This window comes from Ruegeria sp. CH2 (genome assembly GCF_056537065.1).
The window spans coordinates 1-16150 of sequence record NZ_JBQFQV010000025.1 but is presented as its reverse complement, the minus strand read 5'-3'; the positions used below and the strand labels follow the sequence as shown (position 1 = coordinate 16150).

Sequence of the window (16150 nt, the reverse complement as noted above, 5' to 3'; positions counted from 1 at the left end):
CTTGCCAGATCACGCATGCTGTTTCTAACATCCATTGGCAAGCTATCCGCCCGCCACTCTTTCTACGTCGCATCGAAGGAGGGCACCACCAGGGCGCAACCGGGTAAGGCGACGGGTTTCTCGAATGGACATCACGTTTCTTCTGAACGGAGAGACAGTGGAGCTGACGGACATCGATCCGACAGCCACTCTGCTGGATTGGCTGCGTGAAGATCGTGGCCTGACCGGCACCAAGGAAGGCTGCAACGAAGGCGATTGCGGTGCCTGCACTGTCATGGTGACGGATGCGGGTGGTGCAAAGGCCCTGAACTCGTGCATCCTTTTCTTGCCGCAACTGCATGGCAAGGCGGTTCGAACCGTCGAAGGCGCCAGCAGCCCCGATGGCGAGGTCCATCCGGTTCAGCAGGCCATGGTTGACCTGCACGGTTCGCAATGCGGCTTTTGCACGCCCGGTTTTGTCATGTCGATGGTGGCCGGTCACACCAATGGCGCGACGGATCACGATACACAGCTTGCCGGTAATCTGTGCCGTTGCACGGGTTACGCTCCCATTATTCGCGCAGCCGAAGCGGCCGAGAAACAGCCCGTGCCTGTCTGGGTTAAAGACAAGCCTGTCGCAACGCCCGCCACCTCACCCATGCTGCCGGGCTCGTCCGACGCGCTGGCTGCCGTATATGCCGAGAACCCGAATGCCACTTTGGTTGCGGGCGCAACAGACGTTGGGCTTTGGGTGACCAAGCAACTACGCGATCTTGATCCGGTGATCTTCCTGAACCGCTGTGACGATCTCAAAGAGATCACGATCACCGACGAAGAAATTCGTTTCGGTGCCATGGTCGATATGAACCGTATGGGCGAAGCCTTGGCGGACATTCACCCATCCTATGCAGAAATGATCCGGCGCTATGCCAGTGTTCAGGTCCGTCACGCGGCCACTGTGGGCGGCAACATCGCCAATGGCTCGCCAATCGGAGACAACCCGCCCGCGCTGATCGCATTGGGTGCGACGCTGCACCTGCGCAAAGGTGATGAGCGCCGGTCAGTCCTGCTGGAAGACTTCTTCATCGATTACGGGAAACAGGACCGCGCACCGGGTGAGTTTGTCGAAGCCGTCAGCTTCCTGCGTCAGGCGGACCGGCTGAAATGCTACAAGCTGAGCAAACGGTTCGATCAGGATATCTCGGCGGTGTGCGGATGTTTCAACGTTACCATTTCGGACGGACAGGTGACAGATGCGCGCATCGCGTTTGGCGGTATGGCTGGCATTCCGAAACGGGCAACCCATGTCGAGGCCGCGCTGATCGGCAAACCGTGGGCGCGCGAGGCGATTGACGCCGCTCTGCCCGCTTTTGCCGACGATTATTCACCGCTTACGGATATGCGCGCCTCGGCCACGTACAGGCTTGAGACCGCCAAAGCGATGCTGGAACGGTACTTCCTTGAGGATCAGGGCCAAGTGACCAACGTGCTGGAGGTATCGGCATGAGCGTAACCAAACCCCTTCCCCATGACGCGGCACCGCTGCACGTATCCGGTTCCGCCCGGTATGTGGACGACATCCCGACGCCAAAGGGCACATTGCATCTGGCCTTTGGCCTGAGCCCGATCGCCAAGGGCACGATTACCGCGATGGACCTGTCTGCCGTGAAAGCGGCACCCGGGGTCGTCAGGGTCATGACGGCACAGGACCTGCCCTTTGCCAACGATGTTTCGCCCTCGATCCATGACGAGCCTTTGCTGTCCGACGGGACGGTTCACTATATCGGCCAGCCTGTTTTCCTTGTGGTTGCCACCAGCCATCTGGCCGCCCGCAAGGCGGTTCGGCTGGGCAAGATCGACTATGCCGAGGAAGCACCGATCCTGACGGTGGAAGAGGCTTTGGCCGCAGACAGCCGATTTGAAGACGGGCCCCGCATCTATGCCAAGGGCGATGCGGACGCCGCGATTGAAAGCGCCGCCCACGTCATCGACGGAACGTTCGAGATCGGCGGTCAGGAGCATTTCTATCTGGAAGGTCAGGCTGCGCTTGCCGTGCCGAATGAAGGCGGCGACATGCTTGTCCACAGCTCGACCCAGCACCCGACCGAGATACAGCACAAGGTGGCGGACGCTCTGGGCCTGCCCATGCATGCGATCCGCGTCGAAACCCGGCGCATGGGTGGCGGGTTCGGCGGCAAGGAAAGCCAGGGGAACGCGCTGGCCGTTGCCTGCGCAGTGGCGGCGCGGGCGACCGGCAAAGCCTGCAAGATGCGCTATGACCGCGATGATGACATGATCATCACCGGCAAACGCCACGCCTTCCGGATTTCCTATCGCGCGGGATTTGACGAACAGGGTCACATTCAGGGCGTGTCCTTTCTGCAATACGCGATTTGCGGCTGGGCACAGGACCTGTCCCTGCCCGTCGCCGACCGTGCGATGCTGCATTCTGACAATGCCTACCTGCTGCCCAATGCCCGGATTGAAAGCCATCGGTTGAAGACCAACACGCAGTCAGCCACCGCCTATCGCGGTTTTGGTGGCCCGCAGGGGATGGTTGCCATCGAACGGGTGATGGACCACGCCGCGCATGAACTTGGGCTGGACCCGGTGGAATTGCGCCGCCGCAACTATTACGAGCCCGCGCATAAGGTTGCCGAAGTCCAACCCCACGAGAAACCGCTGGGTCATCCCGACCCGCACGAAGACCTGACCAGCCGTGGCGCAGTGGAAACAGGGACCGCCCCGGTCCGCCCCCTGCCCGCTGGTGGCAACACGACGCCCTACGGCATGGAGGTCAGCGATTTCGAACTGCATGGCATGACCGAAGCGCTGATGAAGTCCAGCGACTATGCCGCGCGCAAAGCGGCCATCGAGAAATGGAATGCCGAAAACAGCGTGATCAAGAAGGGCATCGCCTTTTCTCCGGTCAAGTTCGGAATTTCCTTTACGCTGACCCATCTGAACCAGGCCGGTGCGCTGGTGCATGTGTATCAGGATGGTTCGGTGCACCTGAATCATGGTGGCACCGAGATGGGTCAGGGCCTGTTCCAGAAGGTCGCACAAGTGGCCGCGGCGCGTTTCGGCATCCCGCTTGAGATGGTCAAGATCACCGCCACGGATACGGCAAAAGTGCCCAATACCTCGGCCACGGCGGCGTCTTCAGGCAGCGATCTGAACGGTATGGCGGTGAAAGCGGCCTGCGATACGATCCGCGACCGGATGGCCGATTATCTGGCTGAACGGCATCAGGCCGACCCCTCTGCCGTCACGTTCACGGATGGCCACGTTTCGGTTGGTGAAGAACGGTACACGTTCGCCGAAGCTGCCGCACTGGCCTATCAGGGTCGCATAAGCCTGTCGGCCACCGGCTTTTATAAAACGCCCAAGATCGAATGGGACCGGATCGCGGGGCGCGGTCGCCCGTTTTACTATTTCGCCTATGGTGCTTCGGTCACCGAGGTGGCTGTGGACACATTGACGGGCGAGAACCGCATTCTGCGCACAGATATCCTGCATGACGCGGGCGCTTCGCTGAACCCGGCGCTGGATGTCGGACAGGTCGAAGGCGGTTACGTGCAAGGTGCGGGCTGGCTGACGACCGAGGAACTGGTCTGGGACGGAAACGGCAACCTGCGCACGCATGCGCCCTCAACCTACAAGATCCCGGCCTGTTCCGACCGGCCCGACATATTCAACGTCGCACTTTGGGATGGCGAGAACCGAGAGGACACCATCTATCGCTCGAAAGCCGTGGGGGAACCCCCGTTCATGCTGGGAATATCAGCCTGGCTGGCGCTTTCGAATGCGGTGGCGGCCTGCGGGGATACTTATCCGGCACTCAATGCGCCCGCCACCGCCGAAGAAGTCTGGCGCGGCGTCCAGAGGATGAAGGGAGGCATCTGATGGGATTTGACCTTGAGGCTTTGAGGGAGGCGGTCAAAACCCACGGCAAAGTGGTCCGGGTGGTCATCGCCGGGATCAAAGGGTCGTCTCCACGTGAAGTTGGTGCCGCCATGCTGGTCTGGGACGGCGGGCAAAGCGGCACAATCGGCGGCGGAACACTGGAATACCAGGCGGCACATGCCGCGCGGTTGCAAACCACGCCAACCCGCCTGACGCATCATGCGCTTGGACCCGAGTTGGGGCAATGCTGCGGCGGTGCCGTGTCGCTGCTGAGCGAGGTTTACGACGCAAAAACCGTCAATGATCTGGACGATGCCGTCATCGCGCGCCCGACCAAGGATGGCGCGATGCCCCTGTCGGTCAAGCGAATGCTGGCGACGGCGCGCGGACAGGGGATTGCGCCTGAACCGCAGCTGGTTGACGGCTGGATGGTTGAACCCGTTCACAAGCCCACGCGCAATCTGTGGATCTGGGGCGCGGGCCATGTCGGCCGGGCGCTGGTGGATGTGCTGTCCCCGCTTCCTGATCTTGCGATCACCTGGGTGGACACCAGCCGTCAGCGCTTTCCGGCAGCTGTGCCAGTGGGCGTGACAATTGTTCCGGCGGCAAAACCGGCCGAGCTGGTCCGCCACGCCCCATGTGCCGCCGAACATCTTGTGCTGACATACTCGCATAGCCTTGACTTTGAACTGTGCAACAGACTGCTTTTGCACGATTTTGGCTTTGCGGGGCTGATCGGCTCGGCTACGAAATGGGCGCGATTCCGGTCGCGGTTGGCCGCCCTTGGACATCCGCCTGAACGGATAAGCCGGATCACCTGCCCGATCGGTGACCCGTCGATGGGGAAGCATCCACATATGATCGCCGTGGGCGTCGCTGCACAATTGCTGCGCCCGGCCCTGCAAAACAAGTTGAAGAAGGACCTGAGCGCGTGACCATTCCACTTTTGAGCTTGCAAGGGCTGACCAAAGCCTACCCCGGTGTTGTGGCCAATGATCAGGTGTCCTTTGACATCGGTGAAGGCGAAGTGCACGCGCTGCTGGGTGAAAACGGCGCGGGGAAATCCACACTGGTAAAAATGATCTATGGGCTTGTGAAGCCGGACAGCGGCACCATGAAACTGCGCGGCAATCCGTTTGCGCCGCCCGAACCCCGCGCGGCCCGTGCGGATGGGATCGCGATGGTGTTCCAGCATTTTTCGCTGTTTGACGCGCTGAACGTGGCCGAGAATATCGCGCTGGGGATGGAGAACCCGCCCCCGATGGGGGATCTGGCATCGCGCATTCGCGAAGTTTCGGAAACTTATGGCCTTCCGCTGGACCCGTTTCGCACGGTTGGCGACCTGTCCGCAGGCGAACGCCAGCGGGTCGAGATCATCCGCTGCCTGTTGCAGGACCCCAAACTGCTGATCATGGACGAACCGACCTCGGTTCTGACCCCGCAGGAGGTTGATATCCTGTTTGAGACGCTGAACAAGCTACGCTCCGAGGGAACCTCGATCCTGTATATCTCGCATAAACTGGAGGAAATCCGAACGCTATGCGACCATGCTACGATCCTGCGTCTGGGCAAGAACGTGGGCGAATGTGTCCCCGCTGAAACCTCGGCGCGTGACATGGCCGAGATGATGGTCGGGTCAACCTTGCAGACGCCCGAACGCTCGGGCCGGGAACTGGGCGAGGTCGCGCTGGATGTCAGCGGGCTGTCAGTCCCCTCGCCTTCGGAATTCGGCACCGCATTGCGCAATGTGCACATGACGGTCCGCAAGGGCGAGGTTCTGGGCATCGGCGGCGTTGCCGGAAACGGGCAGGATGAGTTGCTGGGCGTGTTGTCCGGGGAAATCCTGACATCGGCGGATGCAATCAAGTTCAACGGTCAGGCGATCGGCAAGCTCGGCCCGACAGCGCGCCGTAAGCTGGGCGTTCTGACCGCGCCCGAGGAACGGTTAGGCCACGCAGCGGCACCCGACATGAGCCTGACCGAAAACGCTTTGCTGACCGGATCTGTGCGGGAAGGGCTTGAGAAAAATGGCTTCTTGAAATGGTCCGAAACCCGGAGTTTTGCCGAAAAGATCATCGAAGCCTTCGACGTTCGCACGCCCGGGCCCGAAAACGCAGCGCGGTCCTTGTCCGGCGGTAACCTGCAGAAATTCGTGATTGGACGCGAAGTGCTGCAAAACCCTGATGTGTTGGTGGTAAACCAGCCAACCTGGGGGGTGGATGCCGCGGCGGCCGCGTCGATCCGGCAAGCCATACTCGATCTTGCGGCGAAAGGCACAGCGGTGATCTGCATCTCGCAGGATCTGGATGAGCTGATGGAGATCTCGGACAGTTTTGCGGCCTTGAACGAAGGTCGGCTGAGCGCACCGCGCCCGACCACCGGCCTGACGGTGGATGAGATTGGCCTGATGATGGGCGGCGCCCATGGCATGGAGGTGGCACATGTGTGATCTGCTGGGCCGCCTTCGGCTAGAGTATTTGCGAAAAGATGAAACATCTGGGGGGATGAGCAGATGATTGTGTTGGAGAAACGGCCACAGCCGTCCAGGGCCTGGTCTTACGCGACCCCCCTTGTGGCGGTGCTGGCAACAATGGTGTTTGGCGGGTTGCTGTTTGCCATTTTGGGGAAAAATCCGGTCGAAGCCATCGGTACCATCTTCTGGGAGCCGCTGTTTGGAGAGTTCGCATTCTATTACCGCCCTCAATTGCTGGTCAAAGGCGCGCCCCTAGTGCTGATCGCAATCGGATTGTCGCTGGGTTTTCGGGCCGGTATCTGGAATATCGGGGCCGAAGGACAATACATCATGGGCGCCATATTCGGCGCGGGCGCAGGTCTGGCCTTCTATCCGCTCGACGCCTGGTACATCTTCCCGATCATGGTGGTCGCAGGCGCATTTGGCGGGTGGCTGTGGGCAACGATCCCGGCTTTGCTGAAGGTGCGTTTCGGCACCAACGAAATCCTTGTGTCGCTGATGCTGGTCTACGTGGCCGAGCAGATGCTGGCCTCGGTCTCGCTGGGTCTTCTCAAGAACCCCGAAGGGTTCGGCTTTCCCGGATCGCGCAACCTGCAATCCTATGAAAGCGCGCATAATGCCGAGCTGATTGCCGGTTCCGGGATGCATTGGGGTGTTGTCGCGGCCTTCATCGCGGTGATCTTTGCCTATGTATTGCTGAACCGTCACATGCTGGGCTTCCATATCCGCCTGACGGGTGAGGCCCCCCGCGCCGCAAAGTTTGCAGGTGTGAATCCGGCGCGCCTGATCCTGTTCTGCCTTGGAATTTCGGGCGCTTTGGCCGGGCTGGCCGGTATGTTCGAGGTGTCCGGCCCGTCCGGTCAGATCAGCATCGACTTCAACGTGGGTTATGGCTTTACCGCGATCATCGTCGCGTTTCTGGGCCGCCTGCATCCGGTGGGTATCCTGTTGGCCGGGGGCCTGATGGCGCTGACCTATATTGGCGGCGAAATTGCACAATCGCAGCTGGGTCTGCCTGCCGCTGCCATTCAGGTGTTTCAGGGAATGCTGCTGTTTTTCCTGCTGGCCTTCGATCTTCTGACAAACTTCCGCATCCGTGCGGCGCGTAGCGAGGTGGCGTGATCATGGACCTTGGTCAAATCAATCCCGTTCTTCTGGTTGCCTCGCTTATGGTGGCCGCAACCCCCCTTCTGCTGGCCGCGATCGGAGAGCTTGTCGTGGAAAAGGCAGGCGTTCTGAACCTTGGTGTCGAGGGCATGATGATCGTCGGCGCGATCAGCGGTTTTGCGATCTCGGTCGAAACCGGCTCGCCCTGGCTGGGCTTTGTTGCTGCCGCCATTGGCGGGGCCGTGCTGTCGCTGCTGTTCGTCCTGCTGACACAGTTTGCATTGGCCAACCAGGTTGCCAGCGGCCTTGCGCTGACCCTGTTTGGACTGGGGTTCAGCGCCTTGATGGGGCAAAGCTATGTGGGCGTCAAACCCCCCAGCATGGGCGATATCCACATCCCTTTGATTAGCGATATTCCGGTCATCGGCCCGATCCTGTTTCGGCACGACCCCATCCTGTATCTGGGCATTGCGCTGACCGCTGTGGTCTGGGCCGTCCTGAAGTACACCCGCGTCGGGTTGATCCTGCGGGCGGTTGGTGAAAACCACGATGCCGCCCATGCGCTTGGCTACAAGGTCATCAAAATCCGTATCATGGCGATCCTGTTCGGCGGGGCCTGCGCGGGCCTGGGTGGGGCTTACATCAGCCTGATCCGTGTGCCGCAATGGACCGAGGGCATGACCGCAGGTGTCGGCTGGATCGCGCTGGCGCTGGTGGTGTTTGCCAGCTGGAAACCATGGCGGGTCCTGCTGGGTGCATATTTGTTCGGCGGCATTACCGTCTTGCAGCTTAATTTGCAGGCAGCGGGCGTTGCCATTCCCGTCGAGTATCTGGCAATGTCACCCTATCTCATCACGATCCTTGTGCTTGTGATCCTTTCGGCCGACAAGAGCAGCGCACCTGCCTCACTGGGCCGGACCTTCCATGCCTCACACTAGGGGCCAACTGAACCAACTTGGGGAGTAACTACATGAAATTCAAATCACTTCTGACAACTGCCGCGATAGCGCTTGGTCTTGCGACCGGCGCAGTGGCGCAAGACAAGACCAAGGTCGGTTTTGTCTATGTCGGCCCTGTCGGCGACGGTGGCTGGACCTATGAACACAACAAGGGCCGTCTGGCGATCGAAGAAGAGTTCGGCGACAAGGTCGAGACTGTATTCGTTGAATCGGTGCCGGAAGGCCCGGACGCCGAACGCGTGATGACCCAGATGGCGCTGGAAGGCGCGGATCTGATCTTTACCACCTCATTTGGCTATATGGATCCAACCATCAATGTGGCCAAGAAATTCCCGAACGTGAAGTTCGAGCACGCGACAGGCTACAAGATGGCCGACAACGTCTCGGTCTATTCGGCGCGTTTCTACGAAGGTCGTGCGGTTCAGGGGCATATCGCGGGTAGAATGACCGAATCGAACATCATCGGCTATATCGGGTCTTATCCGATCCCCGAGGTGATCCGCGGTATCAACTCGGCCTATATCCACGCCAAGAAGGCAAACCCGGATGTCCAGTTCAAGATCGTCTGGGCCTATACCTGGTTCGACCCGGCAAAAGAGGCTGACGCCGCTTCGGTTCTGATCGAACAGGGCGCCGACGTGATCCTGCAGCACACTGACTCGACCGCTCCGCAGGCCGCCGCACAAGAGGCGGGTAACGTGATCACCTTCGGTCAGGCTTCGGATATGAGCGAATACGCCCCCAAACCGCGTGTTTCCTCGATCATCGACAACTGGGGACCCTATTACATTGCGCGCACGCGAGCTGTGATGGACGGCACCTGGACCTCGTCCAATACCTGGGACGGTATCGGGCCGGGCATGGTAGAAATCGGTGAGATTTCGGATGCAGTTCCTGCGGACATCAAAGAAGAGGCACTGGCCCTGAAGGCGGCGCTGGCCGATGGCAGCTATCATGCCTTTACCGGACCGCTGAAGAAGCAGGACGGCAGCGACTGGCTGGCCGAGGGCGAAGTGGCCGACGACGGTACGCTGGCTGGCATGAACTTCTATATTGAAGGGCTGGAAGGCGATATCCCGCAGTAAACGACGCGGGTAGAAATGCATCAAGGCCCGCAGGTTTGCGGGCCTTTTTTCGTGGCGTATTCGCTTCGGTCATATTACCGGATGACCGGGATGTAACGGCTGCGACGACCTACGGAACCTTTAGGCCCTGTCCTGCGTTCGCCACCCGATCAGGCTGAGACACGCAAAAACGATCGCGGCAACGCAGACGATCGAGGGCCCTGCCGGAGTGTCGAATACATACGCGGCCCTTAGCCCTGTGATGGCCGAAAGCGCACCTATTCCCGCAGCAATCAGGGCCATCGATTCTGGTGACCGCGCGAGGTTTCGCGCAGCGGCCGCCGGAATGATCAGCATTGCGGCGATCAGCAATACGCCCACAACCTTGATCGCCACCGCTACGGTCACGGCAAGTGACAGGGTCAGGATCAGTTGTTCTCGCCTTGGATCGAAGCCGCTGGCATAGGCCAGTTCTTCGTTCAGTGTCGCGGTCAGAAGTTGCGACCAACGCCAGACAATCAGCGCCACGACAAGCGCCGCACCGCCCCAGATCACGACCAGATCCGAACGGGAGACCGCCAGAATATCCCCAAACAGATATGCCATCAGGTCAATCCGGACACCGGACAGGAATGAAACTGCAACCAGTCCGAAGGCCAGCGCAGAATGCGCCAGAACCCCCAGCAGCGTGTCCATCGCATAACCGCGACCGGCCAAAAGCGAAACGGTCAGCGCCATGACCAAAGCGACGGCCAGCGCGCCCGTGAAGATCGACATCTGAAACGTCAGGGACAGGGCCACGCCCAAAATCGCGGCATGTGCGGTTGCATCGCCAAAATACGCCATGCGACGCCATACGACAAAACACCCAAGGGGGGCCGCAGCAAACGCCACGCCAATACCTGCGAGCGTTGCCCGCATCATGAAATCATCCAGCATTATTCCGCCGCTTCCTGTGTACTCGCATCATGGTCATGATCATGATGGTGATCATGTTCATGACGATAAAGGGCAAGCGCACCGCCTGTTCCGGTTCCGAACAAGGCCCGATATTCGGGCGCCGAGGCGACCACAGCCGGCGATCCTTCGCAACAGACATGCCCATTGAGGCATATCACCCGGTCCGACGCACTCATGACCACGTGCAGTTCGTGGCTGATCATCAGAATGGCGCATCCGGTCTCGCGCCGGACAGCCTCGATCTGCTGGTAAAAGCTGGCCGACCCCCGTTGGTCCAACCCCTGTGTCGCTTCGTCCAGCAACAGAATATCCGGGCGGTTGATCAAAGCCCGAGCCAGCAGCACCCGCTGGAACTGTCCACCGGACAGTTGCGACATCTGGCGTTTCAACAGATCCGGCACACCCGCCGATTCAAGCGCCTCGACACATTGCCTGCGCGACACAGGATCGGTCAGACGCATGAACCGTTCGACAGAAATCGGTAGTGTCGGATCGACATGCAGTTTCTGCGGCACATAGCCGATTTTCAATCCGGGCTTCAGTGACACTTGACCGGCACAAGGCCGTGTCGCACCGATAATGGCGCGCAGCAGGCTGGTCTTTCCTGATCCGTTCGGGCCAACGATGGTTACGATTTCACCCGGCTCAATGACCATGTCCACATGATGCAGTACGGTATGCGCGCCATAGCGGACGCTGAGTTTCTCGACAGTGATCAGCGCCATCTTTATGCCTTTTCGGTGCAGTCGGGGCAGAGACCTTCAGCCTCTACAACCGTTCGCTCGATCTCGAAACCCGCCGCGCGCGCGGCAGCGCCAAGAACACCTTTGGACGGGGCAGATTGCGCCTCGGCTACGGCGTCGCATTTTCGGCAGATCATGAAAGCAGGTGAATGCGCCGCACCGGGATGAGAGCAGGCGACAAACGCGTTCAGCCGCTCGATCTTGTGGACAAATCCGTTTTGTACAAGAAACTCCAGCGCCCGATAAGCGACCGGAGGCTGGGACCCGAACCCTTCGTCGCGCAACCGGTCAAGGATTGCATAGGCACCTTGGGCGCGATGTTCGTGCAATAACATCTCAAGAACCTTGCGCCGAACCGGCGTCAGCCGCAGCCCTTCCGCTTTGCACCGGACTTCGGCGGATGTCAGAGCCGTTGCGACGCAGCTCTGGTGGTCATGTTCCTGAAACCCGACCGGAGCCGCGTCTTTGCCAATAACTGGGTGCACATCACTTGTCATGTTATTACATATCATGTATTGCCGCTTGAAATGTTATAAAATCACACAGAGGGCCCGATGTCCAGAACGCTTCTTCTTCCATTATCTATCACAGTTGCACTGCTGGGTGGACCGGCCCGCGCAGATGCGCCAAACGTTGCCGCGGACATTGCCCCGGTTCATTCGCTGGTGGCCCGTGTCATGGCGGGTGTGGGAACACCTGCCCTGATCGTCGCACCGGGTGCCTCGCCGCATGAATACAATCTGCGCCCGTCCGAGGCAGCCGCGTTGCAAAACGCCGATCTGGTGTTCTGGGTAGGAGAAGACCTGACACCCTGGCTGGAAAGTGCGATAGAAACTCTTGCCCAAGGTGCGACCGCCACAGCCCTATTGGACGCAAAGGGTACGGGGCTTCTTGAGTTCCGGGAAGACGCATTGTTTGAGGCGCATGATCACGCGGACGATGCGGGTCACGAAGACCATGACGACCATGGCGATCACGAAGGCCATGATGATCATGACTCTCATGACCCACATGCCTGGCTTTCGCCAACGAATGCCAAAGCCTGGCTGACCCTGATCGCGGATCAACTGTCGTCAGCGGATCCCGACAACGCCGCTGCGTATTTAGCAAATGCCGAAGCGGCGCGCGAAGAAATGAACGTGCTTTCCGCAGAAGTGGAAGAGTTGCTTGAACCGGTTCGCGGCGGCAGCTTCATCGTGTTTCATGATGCCTACCAGTATTTTGAGGTTGCGTTTGGTTTCCCTGCATCGGGCGCGATTTCCCTGAGCGACGCGTCCGACCCAAGCCCCGCGCGAGTTGCCGCCATTCAAGGTCGCATTCACGCCGAAGGCATCAACTGCGTATTGTCTGAACCACAGTTCAATCCGGGCATCGTCGAAACCGTGTTGGATGGAACATCGGCACAATCCGGTGTGATCGATCCACTGGGCTCGGCTCTGGAACCCGGGCCGTCTCTGTACCCGCAAGTCATTCGTAACATGGCGCAAACCCTGTCGGAGTGTTTGAAAACCCGTTGAACCGGGACTGGGATCGGGACGCGGAAACCTGCCGGGGTGCACCCAAAAGGGCCAAGTCCCGATCTGCGCATCAGGTTTGGAACATTGGAGAAGCGCATCAGACCATGGTCTGTAGCGCGTCAAACAATTGTCGTTCATAGTCGATTGCGAAATGAGACCCAAAATTACCGACCTGACAATTGGCAACTGGTCTTTGTCGCGCGTTTTTCTCGCGGCAAGTGTTGTGGTCATGGGGACTGCAACGGTGTTTGTTGGTCACTGGGTATCGAACCGGATCGAAAATGCGGTTGTACAAAATTCCGCCAACTCTGCGGCATTGTACATGGAAAGCATTTTGTCCCCACTCAGCCAGGAGCTGGCGCATGGAGACCGCCTTTCCGAACAGGCCAGCCGGGCGCTGGACGAGATTTTCATGACCCAGCCGATGCGCGAACGCATTGCCTCGTACAAGTTCTGGAAACAGGATGGCGAGATTGCATACGCATCGGATTCCGCCATCATCGGTCGCCGCTTCGAGCCGACAGATGACCTGAAACGCGCATGGGCTGGAGAAATCTCGGGCTCATTTGAAGAGCTGGACGACGAAGAAAGCGCGGCAGAGGCTGCGCTTGGCATTCCATTGCTGGAAGTCTACAGCCCCATTCGCGAAATCTGGTCGGGGAAAATCATCGCGGTCGCCGAGTTTTATGAAAAGGCCGATCAGCTGGAACTGGACATGGCCAGAGCCAGAAGAACAAGCTGGTTGATCGTTGGCTCGGCCTTTGCGGCAAGCACGATTGTTCTGTTTTCCATTGTCGCAATCGGCGACAACACCATTCGACGGCAAGGGCGCCTTCTGAATGATCGTCTTGCCGAAAGTGAAAAGATGGCCGCACAGAATGCCATGCTGCGGTCGCGCGTCATTGATGCATCGGAAAGATATGCTGCGCAAACGGACAGGTTCCTCAGGAAACTCGGCGCGGAACTGCATGACGGCCCTGCCCAATACCTGTCCCTCGCCGCCCTTCGACTGGAGGCTGCATTCGGCGACAAGCCGGAGATGCCCACCGAGGCCGAAGAAATTCAGCAATCTTTGCAGAAGTCTTTGGCAGAAATTCGCGCCTTGTCACGGGGGTTGTTCGCGCCAGACATCGAAAATCTGGCGCTCGTTGATGTGGTAAAAAGAGCTGTCGAGGACCATTCTGAACACAGCCCTTTTCGCCCCGGTATTTCCTTTCAGGGCAATCCGTCGCCAAATTTGTCAATCTCGGGCAAGTTGTGCGTTTTCCGGTTCCTGCAAGAAACGCTTTCCAATGCCGCAAGATATGCGCCCGCGTCCCAGTGCACTGTCACCTGCGACGTACAAGATGATCGCATTACCGTTCAGGTCAGCGACGACGGCCCCGGGTTCGCCCCCTCCGGCGAGGCGGTTCTGCGTGAGGACGGGGGCCAGGGCCTTGTCGGCTTGCGTGACCGGGTCGAAAGCATTGGCGGTCGGTTCGAAGTGACGTCAACCCCAGGCAAGGGCACCACTGTTGCTATGACGTTGCTTCCCAGAAAGATGAGTGCATCATGACAACTTCAGTCGTTATCGCAGATGATCACCCGATTTTCAGGGACGGTTTACACCGCACATTGGAGGAGGCCGACGGCTTCAAGGTTCTTGCCGCCGGATCAAACGCGGATGAGGCCGTTTCCCTTGTCCGAACCCATCAACCTGACATCGCCATCCTCGACCTGTCGATGCCCGGTGGCGGCATAAGCGCGACCCGCAGAATTGCTGAAATGGCGAACCCGCCTTTCATCGCGATATTGACGGTCTCTGAAAATAGCAGTGACGTCGCAGACGCTTTGGAGGCGGGTGCCATTGGCTATATCGTCAAGGGCGTGACAGCACGCGAATTGACAGCTTCGCTGCGCAGTATCGCCTCGGGCGAAGGGTTCGTCTCGCCGGGTCTAGCGTCGCGCATGCTGCTTCAGATCAATCGCGGAAACGGGTCGCAGAAAGAAGCTGACGCCATAGATGATCTTACCCATCGCGAAGAAGAAATCCTAAGACGCGTCGCCAAAGGGCTGAGCAATCGGGAAATAGCCGATGAGTTGGGAATACAGGAGAAAACCGTCAAGCATTACATGACGGCGATCCTGTCCAAGCTCCATGCGCGAAACCGGGTGGAGGCCGCTCTTATCGCGCATGAGGCCTGGAACAAGAAAGACTAGGGGTCAGGCGCTCAAAGACCAGGGCGGTCTCTCAAGAAAAGAAACCGCCCCGCACAATCGCCAAAGTTCGTCACTCAGTTGGCAATCGCCTGAAGTCTGCTGCGATCCGCCGCAGTTGCGGTTCTTTCTACGACGGTCCGGTTGAACGGGTCTTTCAACTCGTAACGCCCGCCCTCGATCTCTTCTTTCCAGCCGTTTGCGTAACTAACTTCGATATTGTTGCCCTGAATTTCGATTTTTGCCGGGTTACTTCCAGCGCCACCACTCTGCCCGGGCGAGCGCACGCTGTCGATTGAGATACCGTTTGCCAGTGACCGAAGGCGCGAAACGTCGGCACCGGTGGCCGGTCGTTCCTCGACTGTTCGGTTCTGCGCGTTCTTTCTTTCGTACCGGCCGTTTTCAATCTCTTCCTTGGTGCCGTCAGCATAGCGTACTTCTATGCCGCTCGCGCTTGTCTCGACCTTTGTTATTCCAGCCGACCCCGATGACTGCCCCTCAGATTGAGACCGGTCCTTCTTATCGCCCCGGCCCGAGCGTGACGAACCATCGTCATCATCGTCATCGTCGTCGTCGTCATCATCGTCGTGACCACCTTTACCCGATCCGGAATTGTCGTCACGATCACCGCCGCTGCCCGACCCGGAGTTGCTGTCATGGTCATCATCCCCGCCGTTGCCATCACTCCCTTTCCCGCTCTTTGCAAACGCGTAAACAGGTTCCATCCGCAGATGACCGTCTGCGTCAAAAGCCGGCACATAGGGTGTCATCACAATCAGCGACGCCAGCGCTACCGTGCTGAGAAGCTGACCAGTTCTTTTCCGGGTATTCATTTTCGTCTCCAATCCTGTTCGAGGCGTTATCCTGTATTGGAGGCAGATTATCCCGGGCCCGGCTTCGCTACATCGGGCTTAGGTCTGATGATTTTCCGGCCGATTGTCCGGGTCCGAGGAATGAGAGTTTCAAATATCCATCACTCAAATGGATCTGGTGATCCAATTTAGGCCTTGGGCAATGAGGTGTTGCCGCGTTGCTTTCCATGTATTGCGGAACTCGGCTTCAGCGGTTGGCGGGTCTTGATTTGACAGCTGTCGTTTTCTTTCTGCTTAGCGCCATCGGCGAACTGAATAGAAATATACTATTTTAGAAGAAATCTGACGATCGCAATTGACCACGACAATTACCACAATGCGAACAAACAGACGGTTTCATCTTGTTCGCCCCACCCGTCCGATACCTAGGTGTT

General features: G+C 59.0%; 14 protein-coding genes. 10 read left to right on the top strand and 4 right to left on the bottom strand.

Going from position 1 to position 16150, the window contains the following annotated elements:
- Positions 1 to 124 precede the first annotated feature (124 nt).
- From xdhA to ACR0M9_RS19995, 7 genes are all read left to right on the top strand, one after another.
- Positions 125 to 1486 (top strand): xanthine dehydrogenase small subunit, encoded by a 1362-nt coding sequence (gene xdhA, locus ACR0M9_RS20025; RefSeq protein ID WP_480540026.1) that lies wholly within the window; start codon positions 125 to 127, stop codon positions 1484 to 1486.
- Positions 1483 to 3885, top strand: a complete 2403-nt coding sequence (xdhB, locus tag ACR0M9_RS20020; RefSeq protein ID WP_480774472.1) for a xanthine dehydrogenase molybdopterin binding subunit — start codon at positions 1483 to 1485, stop codon at positions 3883 to 3885. Before xdhA ends, xdhB begins: the two co-directional genes overlap by 4 nt.
- Complete coding sequence (xdhC, locus tag ACR0M9_RS20015) at positions 3885 to 4820, top strand: xanthine dehydrogenase accessory protein XdhC (protein ID WP_480774471.1); 936 nt, start codon at positions 3885 to 3887, stop codon at positions 4818 to 4820. Before xdhB ends, xdhC begins: the two co-directional genes overlap by 1 nt.
- On the top strand, positions 4817 to 6334 hold the full coding sequence (locus ACR0M9_RS20010; RefSeq protein ID WP_480488998.1) for an ABC transporter ATP-binding protein: 1518 nt from the start codon (positions 4817 to 4819) through the stop codon (positions 6332 to 6334). Before xdhC ends, ACR0M9_RS20010 begins: the two co-directional genes overlap by 4 nt.
- 63 nt (positions 6335 to 6397) lie before the next feature.
- The gene (locus ACR0M9_RS20005; RefSeq protein WP_267363631.1) at positions 6398 to 7480 is read left to right on the top strand and encodes an ABC transporter permease; all 1083 of its coding nucleotides are present in this window, start codon (positions 6398 to 6400) and stop codon (positions 7478 to 7480) included.
- 2 nt (positions 7481 to 7482) lie between these two features.
- Entirely contained in the window at positions 7483 to 8403 is a 921-nt protein-coding gene (locus tag ACR0M9_RS20000) for an ABC transporter permease (RefSeq protein WP_209598075.1), read from the top strand.
- 32 nt (positions 8404 to 8435) lie between these two features.
- Positions 8436 to 9509, top strand: coding sequence for a BMP family ABC transporter substrate-binding protein (locus ACR0M9_RS19995; protein ID WP_480774470.1), 1074 nt, complete (start codon positions 8436 to 8438; stop codon positions 9507 to 9509).
- A gap of 120 nt (positions 9510 to 9629) precedes the next feature.
- Here ACR0M9_RS19995 and ACR0M9_RS19990 read toward each other — a convergent pair whose 3' ends face one another.
- From ACR0M9_RS19990 to ACR0M9_RS19980, 3 genes are read right to left on the bottom strand one after another with little or no spacing between them, the layout of a single operon-like run.
- Positions 9630 to 10427 (bottom strand): metal ABC transporter permease, encoded by a 798-nt coding sequence (locus ACR0M9_RS19990; RefSeq protein WP_480547457.1) that lies wholly within the window; start codon positions 10425 to 10427, stop codon positions 9630 to 9632.
- Positions 10427 to 11173 carry a metal ABC transporter ATP-binding protein gene (locus tag ACR0M9_RS19985; protein ID WP_480484830.1) on the bottom strand — a complete coding sequence of 249 codons (747 nt, stop codon included), beginning with the start codon at positions 11171 to 11173 and terminating at the stop codon, positions 10427 to 10429. The genes ACR0M9_RS19990 and ACR0M9_RS19985 overlap by 1 nt, the downstream gene beginning before the upstream one ends.
- 2 nt (positions 11174 to 11175) lie before the next feature.
- Positions 11176 to 11688 carry a Fur family transcriptional regulator gene (locus ACR0M9_RS19980; protein ID WP_480484831.1) on the bottom strand — a complete coding sequence of 171 codons (513 nt, stop codon included), beginning with the start codon at positions 11686 to 11688 and terminating at the stop codon, positions 11176 to 11178.
- 57 nt (positions 11689 to 11745) lie between these two features.
- On the opposite strand from ACR0M9_RS19980, the gene ACR0M9_RS19975 reads away from it, so the two are divergent.
- The 3 genes from ACR0M9_RS19975 to ACR0M9_RS19965 all read left to right on the top strand — a co-directional run bounded on the left by ACR0M9_RS19975 (position 11746) and on the right by ACR0M9_RS19965 (position 14907).
- Positions 11746 to 12708: a zinc ABC transporter substrate-binding protein gene (locus ACR0M9_RS19975; RefSeq protein WP_480540018.1), complete on the top strand. Its 963-nt coding sequence runs from the start codon at positions 11746 to 11748 to the stop codon at positions 12706 to 12708.
- Between the two features lie 229 nt (positions 12709 to 12937).
- Positions 12938 to 14263 carry a sensor histidine kinase gene (locus tag ACR0M9_RS19970; RefSeq protein WP_480774469.1) on the top strand — a complete coding sequence of 442 codons (1326 nt, stop codon included), beginning with the start codon at positions 12938 to 12940 and terminating at the stop codon, positions 14261 to 14263.
- Entirely contained in the window at positions 14260 to 14907 is a 648-nt protein-coding gene (locus ACR0M9_RS19965) for a response regulator (protein WP_480774468.1), read from the top strand. The genes ACR0M9_RS19970 and ACR0M9_RS19965 overlap by 4 nt, the downstream gene beginning before the upstream one ends.
- Before the next feature lie 74 nt (positions 14908 to 14981).
- Here ACR0M9_RS19965 and ACR0M9_RS19960 read toward each other — a convergent pair whose 3' ends face one another.
- Positions 14982 to 15737: a hypothetical protein gene (locus ACR0M9_RS19960; protein WP_480774467.1), complete on the bottom strand. Its 756-nt coding sequence runs from the start codon at positions 15735 to 15737 to the stop codon at positions 14982 to 14984.
- Between the last annotated feature and the right edge of the window lie 413 nt (positions 15738 to 16150).